Raw genomic sequence first — 13,674 nt, forward strand, 5'->3', positions numbered from 1 at the left:
CGTCTGTACCAGTTCAACACGCACGTGGCCCGGCACTGGTTCTGCAGCGTCTGCGGGATCTATACCCACCATCAACGCCGCTCCTCGCCGGACGAGTACGGCTACAACCTCGGCTGTCTGGAGGGGATCAACCCGTACGCGCTGGGCGAGGTGCCGGTCAACGACGGGGTCAACCACCCCGCCGACCGCATACCCGGCTAGTGGCTGCGCCGTCGCGGCGGCGGTGCCACCTTCTGCCAGGGTGCGGCCATCCGGGTGCGTCCCACGCGCAGCGGACGCTTGAACACCGAGCGGCGCTGCGAGGCGTCCGCCGGTGCGGGCGGGGGCGGTGTCTGCGTGGCCGGGCGTGCAGGCCAGAGTCGGTCGAGCAACCACATGGCAGGTCTCCGTGGGGGACGGGGACGGGTTACGTTACCGACGCGCCGGCATAGGCCAGGTGAGGCCGGCACGACAAGCGTGTGACGGCCCGTGGGGGTCATTCCGCCGGCCGCGCCCTGCCCAGCCCACGCACCAGTACGAAGAACAGCGGCACCAGCACGATCGCCAGCAGCGTGCCCGAGAGCATGCCGCCGATCACGCTCATGCCGATCTCGCGGCGGCTCACCGCCCCGGCGCCCGTCGCCAGCGCCAGGGGGATGACGCCGGCGATGAATGCCAGCGAGGTCATCACGATCGGCCGCAGCCGCAGCCGCGCGCCCTGCAGCGCTGCGTCCACAGCCGAGCTGCCGGCGCGGAAGCGCGCTTCGGCGAACTCCACGATCAGGATGGCGTTCTTGGCCGACAGCCCGATCGTGGTGAGCAGGCCTACCTGGAAGTAGATGTCGTTGACGAAGCCGGCCAGCGTAGTGGCCGCCACGGTTCCGATCACGCCCAGGGGAATCACCAGCAGCACCGCTACCGGCACTGTCCAGCTCTCGTAGAGCGCGGCCAGGCACAGAAAGATGAAGGCGATGGACGCCGCGTACAGCCACAGCGTCTGGTTGCTGGACAACTGCTCCTGGTAGGACAGGCCACTCCACTGCAGCGCGAACCCGGGGGCCTCGGCCACCAACGCCTGCATGCGCTGCATCGCCTCACCGGAACTGCGTCCTTCGGCCGCACTGCCCTGGATCTCCATCGCCGGCAACCCGTTGAAGCGCTGCTGCAGCTGCGGCCCGCGCGACCAGTGACTGCTGGCGAAACTGGCGAAGGAGGCCATCTGCCCGTTGCTGCCGCGCACATACCACTGGCCGATGTCGTCGGGCACGCTGCGATACGGCTGGTCGCCCTGCACGTACACCCGCTTGACCCGTCCGCGGTCGAGGAAGTCGTTGACGTAGGTGCCACCCCAGGCGGCTGCGAGCGTGGCGTTGATGTCGCCCTGTGCCAGCCCCAGCGCGCTGGCCTGGGCATGGTCGATGTCCAGGTGCAGCTCGGCCTTGTCGCCGAGTCCGTTCAGACGCACCGAGCTGAGCCCGTCGTCCTGGTTGGCGGTCTGCACCAGCCGCTGCTGCGCCGCCTGCAACGCACTGCGCCCGGCCGCGCTGTTGTCCTGCAGCCACAGTTCGAAACCGCTGGTCTGGCCCAGCCCGCGCACCGCCGGCGGTGCCAGCACGTTGACCTTGGCATCGGCCAGTCCACGGAAGTGCTTGTTGGCGCGGGCGATGATCGCCGCTGCGGTGTTGTCGCCGTCGCGCTCGCCCCAGGGCTTGAGCGCCAGGAAGCCCTGCCCGGCGTTCTGCCCGGTGCCGGCGTTGTTGCGCCCGACCACCACGAACACCACGTCCAGGTTCTGCTTTTCGTTCTCCATGAAGTACTGGCTGATCCGGGCGCCCAGTGCTTCGGTGCGCGCCATCGGCGTGCCTTCCGGGGTGGAGAACTGGAACATCACCTGGCCCTGGTCTTCCACCGGCAGGAAGCCGGTCGGCATGCGCGCATACAGCGCCACCATGCCGACGATCAGCAGCAGGTAGAGCGCCATCCAGCGCCTCGGCCGGGCGACCACGCCGCCGAGCCGCGCGCGATAGCCCTCCTGGCTGCGCTCCACGCCCCGGTTGAACCAGGCAAAGAAACGCCCCGGCGATTTCTGCGCGGAGGAAGGCTTGAGCAGGGTCGCGCACAGCGCCGGGGTCAAGGTCAGGGCGACCAGCGCCGACAGCGCCATGGCCGAGGCGATGGTGATGGAGAACTGCCGGTAGATGATGCCGGTGGAACCGCCGAACAGCGCCATCGGCAGGAACACCGCGCCCAGCACCACGGTGATGCCGATCAGCGCGCCGCTGATCTCGCCCATCGATTTTTCGGTGGCCTCGCGCGGTGGCAGGTGCTCTTCGTGGATGATGCGCTCCACGTTTTCCACCACCACGATGGCATCGTCCACCAGCAGGCCGATGGCCAGCACCATCGCAAACAATGTCAGCGTGTTGATGGTGAAACCGGCCACCGCCAGCACGCCGAAGGTGCCCAGCAAAACCACCGGCACGGTGATGGCCGGAATCAGCGTGGCGCGCACGTTCTGCAGGAACAGGAACATGACGATCACCACCAGCACGATCGCCTCGACCAGGGTGTGCACCACGCCCTCGATGGACACCCGCACGAACGGCGTGCTGTCACGCGGATAGGCGATCTCCACGCCCGGCGGGAAGCCCGGGCGCAGCCGCTCCATCGCCGCACGCACCGCATCGGCGGTCTGCAGCGCATTCGCACCGGAGGCCAGCGTCACCGAGAAACCGGCTGCCGGGTAGCCGTTGAGAAAGCTGCTGGTCTGGTAGTTTTCCGCACCGATTTCCACCCGCGCCACATCGCCCAGGTGCACGGCAGCGCCGCTGGGCAGCGTGCGCAGGATGATCGCGCGGAACTGCTCGGGGGTCTGCAGGCGCGACTGCGCGGTGACCGTGGCGTTGAGGCTCTGCGTGGCCGAGGCCGGCAGCGCGCCCAGCTCACCGGCGGTGACCTGGGTGTTCTGCGCTTCGATCGCGCTGCGCACATCCGACGGCATCAGGTCGAAGGCACGCAGCTTGTGCGGGTCCAGCCACACGCGCATCGCGTATTGCGCGCCGAACACGTTGATCTCGCCGACGCCGGGAATGCGGCTGATCGGGTCCTGCACGTTGCTGACCAGGAAGTCGGAGACATCCACCCGTTCCATGCGCCGGCTGGTGTCGTACATGGCCACCACCATCAGCGAATCGCCCTGCGACTTGGCCACGGTGACGCCTTGCTGCTGCACTTCCTGCGGCAGGCGGTTGATCGCCTGGTTGACGCTGTTCTGCACCTGGACCTGGGCGATGTCCGGGTTGGCGCTCTGGTCGAAGGTGACGGTGATCCGTGACTGGCCCGACGATGAGCTGGTGGAGGAGAAATACAGCAGGTGGTCGATGCCCTTGATCTGCTGTTCGATCACCTGGGTGACGCTGTCTTCCACCGTCTGCGCCGAGGCGCCGGTGTAATTGGCGGTGATGTTGACCTGCGGCGGGGCGATGTCGGGGTACTGCTCGATCGGCAGCTGGGTCACCGCGATCGCGCCGAGCGCCATGATGCAGATCGCCAGGACCCACGCGAACACCGGGCGGTGGATGAAGAAACGCGGCAGCATGCGCTCAGTCCTTGCCGGCTGCGGCGGCGGCGGGCTTCACCCGTACCGCCATGCCGTCGGACAGGCCCTGCGCACCGGCCACCACCACCTGCTCGCCGGCGCTGATGCCGTCCAGCACCAGCCACTGGTCGCCGACCGCGCGTGCGGTGCGGAACACGCGCTGCCGCGCCTTGCCGTCCTTGTCCACCACCCACACCTGGGCATCTCCCTTGGGGCTGCGGTCCACCGCGGACTGCGGCACCAGCAACGCCTGCTGGCGCGTGCCCTGTCCGACCTGGGCGCGCACGTACATGCCCGGCAGCAACTGCCCCTGCGGATTGGGGAACTGCGCTCGCAGGGTGATGCTGCCGGTGTCCTGCTGCACGTCGATATCGGCAAATTCCAGCGTGCCCGGCAGCGGGTAGTCGGTGCCGTCGGACAGTCGCAGCCGCACCGGCGCGGTGCTGGCCTGCACGCCGCCGTCGGCGATCGCACGACGCAGGGCCAGGTATTCGTTGCTGGACTGGGTGATGTCCACGTTCATCGGGTCCACCTGCTGGATCCGCGCCAGCGGTTCGGCCTGGCCCGCGGTCACCAGCGCGCCGGGCGTGAACAGCGCGCGCCCGATGCGCCCGGCGATCGGCGCGGTCACCCGTGCGAAGTCCAGGTGGGTGCGTGCGGTGTCGCGCACCGCCTGCGCGGCCTGCACCGCCGCCTCGGCCTGCTGGCCGCTGGCGACCGCATCGTCCACGTCCTGGCGCGCCACCAGCTGGTCCTTGCCCAGCGACTGTTGCCGCTGCGCACGCAGGCGTGCGGTCACCGCCGCAGCCTGCGCGGTCTTCAGGTTGGCCTGCGCCTCGTTCAGCGCGGCCTGGTACAACGCCGGCTCGATCTGGAACAGCGGCTGCCCGGCCCGGACCATCTGGCCCTGCTCGAACAGGCGCGCCACCAGCACCCCGTCCACCTGCGGACGCACCTCCGACTCCTGCGAGGCCACGGTGCGCCCGGGCAGTTCCTGGTCCAGCGCCAGCGCCTGGGTCTGCAGGGCCAGCACGCTCACCTCCGGCGGCGCCGCCTCCGCCTTGGGCGCATCGTTGTGGCAGGCGGCCAGCAGGGCGGCCGCGGCGATGGCCAGCAGGGACGCGCGGCAGGTTCGGCGCAGCAGCCAGGCACGGGCCCGGGCGGAGGAAAGCGTGTCGATCATCGGCTACGGGGTTCCAGACGGGGGGAAGCGCGGGCATCGCACGGCGCCAGGGCCGGCGGCCCGGGGGCGTCGCCAGCGTCGGCAGACGTCCCGCGTGGCGGCACCCGACCATGGCCGTGGCACCCTTCCACGGCGCCGAATATAGAAGACCGCAGCGTGTGATCCCGCGAAAAACGCATGAAACATTTTTCATTTGCCCTCGCTGCCCCCGGTTGCGAGGATGCACGGGTCCCAGCAGCCAAAGTGGCCCATGCCGCGCGTACTCACCATCGAGGACGACCTCGTCACGGCGGAGGAAATCGCCACCGAACTGCGCAGCCACGGCTTCGAAGTGGACCTGGCCGCCGACGGCGGCACCGGGCTGGCGCTGGCGCGCGTGGGCGAATATGCGGTGATCACCCTGGACCGCATGCTGCCCGGTATCGACGGCCTCACCCTGGTCACGTCACTGCGTCGCGAGGGCATCACCACGCCGGTGCTGATGATCAGCGCGCTGTCGGACGTGGACGAACGCGTGCGCGGCCTGCGCGCCGGTGGCGATGACTACCTGACCAAGCCGTTCGCCTCCGATGAAATGTCCGCCCGCGTGGAAGTACTGATCCGCCGCCATGGCCAGGCCGGGGTGGTCGAGAGCGTACTGCGTGCCGGCGACCTGGAGCTGGACCTGATGACCCGCTCGGTGCGCCGCAGCGATGAGGAAATCACGCTGCTGCCGACCGAATTCAAGCTGCTGGAATTCCTGGTCCGCAACGCCGGCCAGGTGGTCACCCGCAGCATGCTGTTCCAGGAAGTGTGGGGCTACCACTTCGACCCCGGCACCAACCTGATCGACGTGCACATCGGGCGGCTGCGCAAGCGCATCGACCAGCCCGGCCGGCCGCAACCGATCCGCACCCTGCGCGGCACCGGCTATGTCCTCGACGCGCATGTCTGACCAGTGGCGCTCGTCCAGCAGCCGGCTGCTCGGGCTGTACTGCGTGTTGTTCGTGGCCTGGTCCAGCGTGCTGCTCGGGGTGATGTACTGGCGGGTGTCGGACTACCTCAATGATCTGTCCGAATCGGGCCTGCTGCAGCGCGCGCACCTGTTCGAGAAATTCGAAGGACAAGCCCTCGATGATGCCCTGCGCGACAGCCTGCGCTACGACATCCACGGTGCCTACGCGTACGGCATCTTCAGCACCGGTGGGCAGCATCTGGCCGGCCCGTTGCTGGCCATCCCCGAAGAACTGCGCATCGATGGCCGCTCGCATCCGGTGGACGCCTGGACGCTCCGCACGGGCCCGCGCGAAGAGCCCGGCCGCGCACTCGGGGTGGAAACCCACGATGGCCGGCTGCTGGTGTTCGTTCGCCAGAGCGGCAAGCTCAGCGCGATCAACAGCATCATCCTCGACGCGCTGCTGTGGGGCGTGTGGCTGACCGTGATTCCCGGCCTGGCCGGCTGGCACCTGCTGCGGCGCCGGCCGCTGAAACGCATCCAGCAGATCGAGGCGGCGACCAAACGGATCATTGCCGGCGACCTCGGCCAGCGGCTGCCGGTGTCCGGCCGCCCGGATGAGATCGACCGGCTGTCGAGCATCGTCAACGCCATGCTCGAGCGCATCGAGCAGTTGATGACCGAGGTCAAAGGCGTATGCGACAGCATCGCCCACGACCTGCGCACACCGCTCACCCGGCTGCGCGCACATCTGTACCGCACCCGCGTCGAACTGGGCGAAAGCGATCCGCACGCCGACCAGATCGACAAGGCGCTGGTCGAGGCCGATCTGCTGATGGCGCGCTTCACCGCCCTGCTGCGCGTGTCCGAACTGGAAAGCCACCAGCGCCGCTCGGCGTTCGTCGAGGTGGATGTGGCCGAGCTGTTGCAGGAACTGCATCAGTTCTACCTGCCGCTGGCCGAAGAAAAACAGCAGGTGCTGGAACTGGAGATCGGAGCGACCTTGCCGCCGGTCAGCGGCGACCGCGAACTGCTGTTCGAGGCCCTGGCCAACCTGCTGTCCAATGCGCTGCGCTTCACCCCCGAACACGGCCGCGTCCTGCTGCGCGCGGTGGATGACGCAGGCGCCACCCGCATCGATGTCATCGACAACGGCCCCGGCATTGCGCCGCAGAACCGCGCCCTGGTCTACCAGCGTTTCTTCCGTGGCACCGACGAGACCGGTCCCGGTGACGGCTTCGGGTTGGGCCTGTCGATCGTGGCCGCCATCGCCGGCCTGCACGGCTTCCGCGTGCGCACCGGCGAGGCGCCCGATGGCGGCGCGTGGCTGAGCATGCGTTGCGCGGCCGATGCGCTGGTTTGAACGTCAGCCATCGGTTCTGACCGCCGCAGGCATCCGTTCCCGCCCCAACAACGCGTAGACCAGCAACGCACTGCCGGCGGTGAGCGCGGCCAGCCCGCGCAACAGCCAGACCAGTGCGTCGCGGCTGGCCTGCTGCAACACGTCGGCGGGAAGCCCGGGCAGCAGGGCCGACGCCTGCGCCAGCGACCCCGTTGCCAGATAGGCACCGGCCTTGCCCAGCGTCGCCGCCGACACACCAGTGCCGAGCGCCAGACGCTGCGTCACCAGCGCGGCCAGCACGGCCAGCACGGCCGCCAGCGCGATCCCCTCGCCGGCCACCCGCACCGTGCCGAAAATGCCGGCGGCCATGCCGGCACGTTGCACCGGCACCACACTCACCGACAACCCGTCCATCAAGCCCCAGGGCAGCGCAGTGCCGGCACCGATCAGCAGCAGTGCCGGCCACCACTGCGTCGGCGCCACATGCAGGGCGCGTCGCGACAACAGATACAGGCCCACCGCACACACCGCCAAACCCAGCGTGCACAGCCGTGCCGCACCGAAGCGTCGCGCCCAGCCGGCGGCGAGCATGGGCAACACCAGCATCGGCGCGGACAATGCCAGCATCTGCAGGCCCACCTGCAGTGGCGACTGCGCCTGCACGCCCAACAGGTGCAGCGGCAGGACCACCAGCAGCACCACGTAACCGAAGCAGGTCGCCACCGGCAGCAACTGCACGCCGAGGAAACCGCGTTGCGCGAACAGCGACAGGTCCAGCAGTGGTTGCCGCTGGCCGCGCTCGATGCGCACGAACAGGACCAGCAACACCGCCGTGGCCAGCAACGCGCCGACCACGGCTGGCGAGCGCAGCCCGTGTTCGCCCAGCAACAGCAAGGCCACGGTCAACGCCGCCAGCATCAGGCTGAAACTGATCATGCCGGCCACATCCAGGCGCACGTGCTCGCCCCGGCTCTCATCCAGGTGCCGCCAGGCCAGCGCCCACGCCGCCAAGGCAAGCAACCCGCCCGAGGCGAACACGCTGCGCCAGCCCAACGCCTGCAGCAGCATCCCGGCCAGCAGCGGCCCCAATGCCAGGCCGACCCCAAACATCGTGCCCATCAGCGCAAACACCCGGGTACGCGCATGCCCGTCGAAGCGTTGCGCCAACGCCGCGCCGCCCGCCGCCAACGCGGCGGCGGCGGCCACGCCCTGCGCGCCACGCGCAAGATCCAGCCAGGGCAGGTCCGGTGCCAGGCACACCGCCAGCGTGGCCAGCACGAACCCGCCGCTGCCGCACAGAAACAGGCGACGACGCCCGAGCCGGTCCGCCAGGCCGCCGGCGGCGAGCAGCAGGCTGCCAAAGGTGAGCAGAAACGCGTTGGTCACCCACGCCAGTGCGGCGGGCGACCCCTGGAAGCGGTCGCCCAATGCCGGCACTGCCACCGCACCGGCGGAAAACGAGAGCGGCAGGGCCAGCGCCGCCAGGCATACGGCCAGCACGCCCCAGCGCGGATCGCGCCGGGACGGCTCAAGGGAAACCAGGGACATGGGAGCTTCCAGCGAAGTCGGGCATTGACGATAAAGGGGCATCTATCCTGGATAAATGGCGCCAAAGCCGTTTGATTACGGACACTTCTTCCGTAATGATCCCGACATGGACTCGATCACCGCCCTGCTCGCCTTCGTCCGCACCGCCGAGGCCGCCAGCTTCGTGGGCGCCGCCCGCAGCCTGGGCCTGTCGCCCTCCACCGTCGGCAAGCGCGTGGCCCGGCTCGAACAGGACCTGGGCGTGCGCCTGTTCCAGCGCACCACCCGGCGCGTGCGCCTCACCGAAGAAGGCGAGGTGCTGCTGCAGCGCTGCAAGCGCGCGCTGGACGAGCTGTCCGAAGCGCGTGCCGACCTCAGCCAGCGCCAACAGTCGCCCAGCGGCCTGCTGCGGGTGGGCCTGCCGACCATCGGCTACCGTTTCCTGCTGCCCCTGCTGCCGCTGTTCCGGCAACGCTACCCTGGCGTGCAGCTGGAGCTGGATTTCAACGACCGGCTGGTCGATGTGGTGAGCGAAGGGCTGGACGTGGTGATCCGCAGCGGCGAACTCGCCGACTCCAGCCTGATGGCACGCCGGCTCGGCCCGTTCCACTTCGTGCTGTGCGCGGCGCCCGTACATCTGCATGCCCACGGTCGACCGGACACACTGGCGCAACTGGCCACCCACCCTGCGGTGCGCTTCCGGTTCCCCACCACCGGCAAGCTGCAGGCCTGGTCACTGCCCGGCCATGACGGCGACGCCGGCGCGGCGTTGGACACGGTAATGACCTGCAACAACATGGAGGCGCTGCTGGCCGCGGCGATCGGCGGCATGGGCGTGGCGTGGATGCCCGACTTCCTCGCCGCCGAGGCACTGGCCGATGGCCGCCTGCAGGAGCTGCTGCCCGACCACCCACGCCAGGCGGGTCAGTTCTCGCTGCTGTGGCCGGGCACCCGCCAACCCAGTGCACGGTTGCGGGTATTCATCGATTTCATGGCCGAGCAGCTGTTTACCGCCGCGGCTGCGCCGCCGCCACCGCAGCGCCGTCACCGCCGCTGACCGCCGCTGCCGCATCACGTACCATCCCGGCATCCTCGCCAGCCCCGCGCCAGCCGAATGCAACGATCCACCCTCAACGCCTGGTTCCTCGTGCACAAGTGGACCAGCCTGGTCTGTACCGTGTTCCTGTTGCTGCTGTGCCTCACCGGCCTGCCGCTGGTGTTCGGCGAGGAAATCGCCCACCTCGGCGAACCGGACGTGGCCAGCGCAGCGGCCGATGCGGTGCCGCGCGATCTGGATGCACAGGTTCGCACCGCGCTGGCGCGCTATCCCGGCGATGTACCGCTGTTCGTCGGCTGGGATCCGGACGCCCCCACCGTCTACGTCAACACCGGTGCACGCGTGGATACCCCGCCACCGCAGATGCACACCGCGTTGCTGCATTCGATCACCGGCGAGGTACTGCCGGCCGCGCAGTTCAACGAAGGGGTGATGTACTTCCTGTATCGCCTGCACACCGACCTGTTCCTCGGGCTGCCCGGCATGCTGTTCATGGGCGCGATGGGGTTGCTGTTCGCCGTGGCGATCATCTCCGGGCTGGTGCTGTACGGCCCCTTCATGCGCAAGCAGCCGTTCGGCACGCTGCGCACCGGGCGCAGCCGCCGGCTGGCGTGGCTGGACCTGCACAACGTGCTGGGCATCGTCACCCTCGGCTGGGCGCTGGTGGTGGGCATCACCGGCGCCATCAACACCATCGCCAAACCGCTCGAGCAGGCGTGGCAGGGCGAACAGCTGGGCGCGTTCGCCGCGCGCTATGCCGGGCAGCCGCGTCCGGCCACGCTGGCCTCGCTGCAGGCGGCGGTGGATACCGCGCGCGCCGCCGAACCGGGCATGCGCCCGGCCTTCGTCAGCTTTCCCGGCACCGGCTACAGCGGCGATCACCACTATGGCGTGTTCATGCAGGGCAACACCGCCCTCACCGAGCGCCTGTATCGGCCGGTACTTGTCGATGCACAGACCGGCGCGCTCACCGCGCAACCCCGGCTGCCGGTCTACATGAGCGTGCTGCTGCTCAGCCAGCCGCTGCACTTTGGCGATTACGGCAAGCTGCCGTTGAAGATCCTGTGGGCGCTGCTGGATCTGCTCACCATCGCCGTGCTGGTTACCGGCCTGTACCTGTGGGTCAAGCGCGGCAGCACCGAGGCGCGGGTGAGCGAACTGGAGCGGGCCGCACGGACCGGAGCACCGGCATGAGCCGGCAGCCTCCCGCACCGCGCAGCCCCTTCATTGCCCCGGCCTGGATCGCCGCAGCCAGCGTGCTCGGGCTGGTCAGCGCGCTGGTCGGCGACGGCGTGTTCGACATGGTCTCCTGGCTGGTATTTGCCGTGCTGATCGCGCTGGTGGTACGTGCATGGGTGAAGCGCACGCGCTGAGCGCGCGTCTGCACGCGTAGTGCATGGCGGCACCGCTAGCATCGGGTGGCTCTCCGCCTTCCATCCGTTCACCCATGACGCTCCTGCCCGGCCCGCGCTTCCTCAATACCGTGCTGCTCGGCGGCAGCACCGAGCTGAAACTGCATGCTGCCGCGGCGGCCGGTTTTGCGCAGGTCGAACTGTGGCGCGAGGACGTCGAGGCCGCCTCGGTGGACGCCGTCCGTGACGCACTCGCACGCACCGGCTTGCACCTGACCGACGTGCAGGTGCTGCTGGATTTCGACGGCGCTCCGGCGGCCACGCGCGCGGCCAAGCGTCATGAAGCGCGGTTGCTTCTGGACATGGCCGTCGCGGTCGGTGCCCGCACCATGCTGGTGCCCGCCTGCACCGCGCCGGACTGCCAGACGCACACTGTCACTGCCGATCTACGCTGGCTCTGCCGACAGGCGTCCGAGCGCGGTCTGCGCATCGCCTACGAGGCCATGGCGTGGAGCCACCTGCACTCCACCGTGCCCTCGGCGTGGCAACAGATCCAGGCCGTGGACGCCGACAACCTGGATCTGGTGGTCGACGCCTTCCATCTGTTCGCCGCCGGTCGTGGCGTCGACGATCTGCAAGGCATTCCGGCAGACAGGATCGCGCTGGTGCAGTTGTCGGATGTCACTGCGCAACCGCAGCCCGGTGCGGTAAAGCAGCAGGCCCGACACGCACGCTGCCTGCCCGGCAGCGGCATCTGGCCAGTCGCGGCGCTGGTGCAGCAGCTTGCCCGCATGGGGTACACCGGGCCGATTGGCCTGGAAGTGTTCAACGATGCGATGAAAGCGCGCGATCCCGCCGAGGTGGCCAACGAGGCCATGGCGGCGCTGGACCGGGTGCTGGGTGCGCCCTGCTAGAGCAGACCGATGCAAGATCCACTACCTGCAGAAATTGCTGCAACGCAGGTGCCGGCGGGCCGGCACGCACGCACAACCGCAGTGCGAAGCCCACGCCACCGTCGTCAAACAGCCGGCCGCGCGATCGCCGTCCACTGCGCGGCGACACCCTCAATGCTCTCGGCCCGCACCGCACGCAGGTCGCGCGGATACACCACACCCTCGGCCTCCACGCTGCGCGTGGCATGGAACTGACCATTGCTCGCGCGCAGTATCCAGCCACCCTCGCCGCATGCCGCCGACGCCAAAAACGCAACACCCGGTGCAACGGCATCGGGATGCAGCTCATCCGGCTCCCTCTGCACGCCCCACATGCGCGTCTTGGCCACCGGCGATACCGCGTTGACCACGATCCCGTGCGGCGCGCCCTCCGCGGCCAACACGTTGACGATGCCCACCGCGGCCATCTTCGCCGCCGCGTAGGCCGCCAGCCCGTCCTGCACGTACTGCGGATACAGCGCGCGATCAGAAGTAGTCAGCACGATGCGTCCGTAGCCCGCGTCCCGCATCGACGCCCACGCAGCCTGCGCCAGCCACAGCGGTGCCTTCGCGGCAATCGCCATCATCGCGTCGAAGCGGTCCTCTTCCAGCGCATCGATCGGCTGGTACTCCACCCACCCGGCGTTATGGATGATGAAATCCAGACGACCGAAGCGCTGCAGCATATCGGCCACCAGGGCCCGGCAGTCCGCGCGATTGTCGAGCGCGCCGTGCGCCGCATGCACCGCCAAGCCCTGCCCGCACAGCTCGGCCACCGCCCGTACAATCCGCTGCGGGTCAGACCCGGTGCCGTCACTGCCGGCCCCCACATCGTGCATCACCACCAGCGCCCCGCGGCGTGCGAGCAAACGGCTGTAAGCCAAGCCGAGGCCCCCGGCAGCGCCGGTGACCAGGCCGACCTGGCCAGCGAAAGAAAGCGCGTCATCTCCGTACATGCGCCCAGCATCGCGCTGGACTGCCCCGGACGCCAATACCAAGTACAGGGGGGCTGCGATACGCGGCGCGTATCAAGCCTTACATGCGCGTGGGTTCAACCACCACGGCCGTGCCATAGCACAGCACTTCCGTCAGTCCGGTCATCACATCGGTGGCGTCATACCGCATGGCGATGATCGCGTTGGCACCCAGCAGGCGCGCATGCTTGGCCATGTCCCGATAGGTTTCCTCGCGGGCCTGCTCGCACAGCTCGGTATAGATGGTGATATTGCCGCCGAAGATCGTCTGCAGCCCGCCGAGGAAATTGCCCACGATCGACCGCGAACGCACGGTGATGCCACGTACCACGCCCAGGCTGCGCACGATGCGATAGCCGGGCAGCTCCATGGCGGTGGTCACCATCGAATCGTCGAGGCGGGTAGCCGCACTGCCGCGCGGACTGCTGTTGTAGGGATCGGTCATTGCGGCCTCATCGTTGTGTTGCGTGCGCGCCGGTATGACGCGCCCTCCGGTGGAGTATCACGGATACCGCCCGGGCTGGGCATCCGTTGCAGGTGAGGCCGCCTTGCCTGCGCGCCAGAACAGCCAGGTAAACCACAGCACGCACGCCCACAGCAACGTCCAGCCGACGACGATCAACATCTGCGTGCCGTCATCGCTGCCGTTCCGATCGGGCCAGAAGCGCCAGGTGTCCACGTAGGCGAGATACACGCCGAGCAGCGATACGGGGATACCGAGCAACAACCCGATCCCTCTCGTCCAGCGGTGGCGTCGGAAGATCACCAGCACGCCCAACACCACCACGGCCGCCAT

General features: G+C 68.9%; 13 protein-coding genes and 1 pseudogene. 7 read left to right on the top strand and 7 right to left on the bottom strand.

Annotated elements, in window-relative coordinates:
- A pseudogene (locus tag RTO53_RS16075) lies at positions 1-201 on the top strand (GFA family protein); the annotation flags it as partial.
- Here RTO53_RS16075 and RTO53_RS16080 read toward each other — a convergent pair.
- From RTO53_RS16080 to RTO53_RS16090, 3 genes are all read right to left on the bottom strand, one after another.
- On the bottom strand, positions 198-377 hold the full coding sequence (locus RTO53_RS16080; RefSeq protein ID WP_312238742.1) for a hypothetical protein: 180 nt from the start codon (positions 375-377) through the stop codon (positions 198-200). The pseudogene RTO53_RS16075 and the gene RTO53_RS16080 sit on opposite strands and share 4 nt — an antisense overlap.
- 98 nt (positions 378-475) lie before the next feature.
- Positions 476-3,577: an efflux RND transporter permease subunit gene (locus tag RTO53_RS16085; protein WP_312238743.1), complete on the bottom strand. Its 3,102-nt coding sequence runs from the start codon at positions 3,575-3,577 to the stop codon at positions 476-478.
- 4 nt (positions 3,578-3,581) lie between these two features.
- Complete coding sequence (locus RTO53_RS16090; protein ID WP_312238744.1) at positions 3,582-4,760, bottom strand: efflux RND transporter periplasmic adaptor subunit; 1,179 nt, start codon at positions 4,758-4,760, stop codon at positions 3,582-3,584.
- A 250-nt stretch (positions 4,761-5,010) separates the two neighbouring features.
- On the opposite strand from RTO53_RS16090, the gene RTO53_RS16095 reads away from it, so the two are divergent.
- A complete protein-coding gene (locus tag RTO53_RS16095; protein ID WP_312238745.1) occupies positions 5,011-5,694 on the top strand; it encodes a response regulator transcription factor in 684 nt (227 codons plus the stop codon).
- The gene (locus RTO53_RS16100) at positions 5,687-7,057 is read left to right on the top strand and encodes an ATP-binding protein (RefSeq protein WP_312238746.1); all 1,371 of its coding nucleotides are present in this window, start codon (positions 5,687-5,689) and stop codon (positions 7,055-7,057) included. The genes RTO53_RS16095 and RTO53_RS16100 overlap by 8 nt, the downstream gene beginning before the upstream one ends.
- Positions 7,058-7,060: 3 nt before the next feature.
- Here the strand turns inward: RTO53_RS16100 and RTO53_RS16105 are convergent, their stop codons facing one another.
- The gene (locus tag RTO53_RS16105; RefSeq protein WP_312238747.1) at positions 7,061-8,584 is read right to left on the bottom strand and encodes an MFS transporter; all 1,524 of its coding nucleotides are present in this window, start codon (positions 8,582-8,584) and stop codon (positions 7,061-7,063) included.
- 106 nt (positions 8,585-8,690) lie between these two features.
- Between RTO53_RS16105 and RTO53_RS16110 the strand changes: the two genes are divergently transcribed.
- The 4 genes from RTO53_RS16110 (at position 8,691) to RTO53_RS16125 (ending at position 11,886) form a co-directional block, all read left to right on the top strand.
- Positions 8,691-9,620 carry a LysR family transcriptional regulator gene (locus tag RTO53_RS16110; RefSeq protein WP_312238748.1) on the top strand — a complete coding sequence of 310 codons (930 nt, stop codon included), beginning with the start codon at positions 8,691-8,693 and terminating at the stop codon, positions 9,618-9,620.
- A gap of 57 nt (positions 9,621-9,677) precedes the next feature.
- On the top strand, positions 9,678-10,814 hold the full coding sequence (locus tag RTO53_RS16115; protein WP_312238749.1) for a PepSY-associated TM helix domain-containing protein: 1,137 nt from the start codon (positions 9,678-9,680) through the stop codon (positions 10,812-10,814).
- Positions 10,811-10,993 (top strand): hypothetical protein, encoded by a 183-nt coding sequence (locus tag RTO53_RS16120; RefSeq protein ID WP_312238750.1) that lies wholly within the window; start codon positions 10,811-10,813, stop codon positions 10,991-10,993. The genes RTO53_RS16115 and RTO53_RS16120 overlap by 4 nt, the downstream gene beginning before the upstream one ends.
- Before the next feature lie 74 nt (positions 10,994-11,067).
- Entirely contained in the window at positions 11,068-11,886 is an 819-nt protein-coding gene (locus RTO53_RS16125; RefSeq protein ID WP_312238751.1) for a sugar phosphate isomerase/epimerase family protein, read from the top strand.
- A 104-nt stretch (positions 11,887-11,990) separates the two neighbouring features.
- On the opposite strand, the gene RTO53_RS16130 is transcribed toward RTO53_RS16125, so the two are convergent.
- From RTO53_RS16130 to RTO53_RS16140, 3 genes are all read right to left on the bottom strand, one after another.
- Positions 11,991-12,860, bottom strand: coding sequence for an SDR family NAD(P)-dependent oxidoreductase (locus RTO53_RS16130; RefSeq protein WP_312238752.1), 870 nt, complete (start codon positions 12,858-12,860; stop codon positions 11,991-11,993).
- A 79-nt stretch (positions 12,861-12,939) separates the two neighbouring features.
- Positions 12,940-13,323: a YbjQ family protein gene (locus RTO53_RS16135; RefSeq protein ID WP_312238753.1), complete on the bottom strand. Its 384-nt coding sequence runs from the start codon at positions 13,321-13,323 to the stop codon at positions 12,940-12,942.
- 57 nt (positions 13,324-13,380) lie between these two features.
- Positions 13,381-13,674: hypothetical protein (locus tag RTO53_RS16140; protein WP_312238754.1), on the bottom strand; the 294-nt coding region annotated here is incomplete at its 5' end.

Origin of the sequence: Stenotrophomonas sp. (assembly GCF_031995405.1) — a bacterium.
Taxonomy (GTDB): Bacteria; Pseudomonadota; Gammaproteobacteria; order Xanthomonadales; family Xanthomonadaceae; genus Stenotrophomonas.

What these genes read in the sequence shown, in the direction of transcription:
- RTO53_RS16080 (WP_312238742.1), bottom strand. Translation starts at nt 377, where the DNA reads ATGTGGTTGCTCGACCGACTCTGGCCTGCACGCCCGGCCACGCAGACA.
- RTO53_RS16085 (WP_312238743.1), bottom strand. Translation starts at nt 3,577, where the DNA reads ATGCTGCCGCGTTTCTTCATCCACCGCCCGGTGTTCGCGTGGGTCCTG.
- RTO53_RS16090 (WP_312238744.1), bottom strand. Translation starts at nt 4,760, where the DNA reads ATGATCGACACGCTTTCCTCCGCCCGGGCCCGTGCCTGGCTGCTGCGC.
- RTO53_RS16095 (WP_312238745.1), top strand. Translation starts at nt 5,011, where the DNA reads ATGCCGCGCGTACTCACCATCGAGGACGACCTCGTCACGGCGGAGGAA.
- RTO53_RS16100 (WP_312238746.1), top strand. Translation starts at nt 5,687, where the DNA reads ATGTCTGACCAGTGGCGCTCGTCCAGCAGCCGGCTGCTCGGGCTGTAC.
- RTO53_RS16105 (WP_312238747.1), bottom strand. Translation starts at nt 8,584, where the DNA reads ATGTCCCTGGTTTCCCTTGAGCCGTCCCGGCGCGATCCGCGCTGGGGC.
- RTO53_RS16110 (WP_312238748.1), top strand. Translation starts at nt 8,691, where the DNA reads ATGGACTCGATCACCGCCCTGCTCGCCTTCGTCCGCACCGCCGAGGCC.
- RTO53_RS16115 (WP_312238749.1), top strand. Translation starts at nt 9,678, where the DNA reads ATGCAACGATCCACCCTCAACGCCTGGTTCCTCGTGCACAAGTGGACC.
- RTO53_RS16120 (WP_312238750.1), top strand. Translation starts at nt 10,811, where the DNA reads ATGAGCCGGCAGCCTCCCGCACCGCGCAGCCCCTTCATTGCCCCGGCC.
- RTO53_RS16125 (WP_312238751.1), top strand. Translation starts at nt 11,068, where the DNA reads ATGACGCTCCTGCCCGGCCCGCGCTTCCTCAATACCGTGCTGCTCGGC.
- RTO53_RS16130 (WP_312238752.1), bottom strand. Translation starts at nt 12,860, where the DNA reads ATGTACGGAGATGACGCGCTTTCTTTCGCTGGCCAGGTCGGCCTGGTC.
- RTO53_RS16135 (WP_312238753.1), bottom strand. Translation starts at nt 13,323, where the DNA reads ATGACCGATCCCTACAACAGCAGTCCGCGCGGCAGTGCGGCTACCCGC.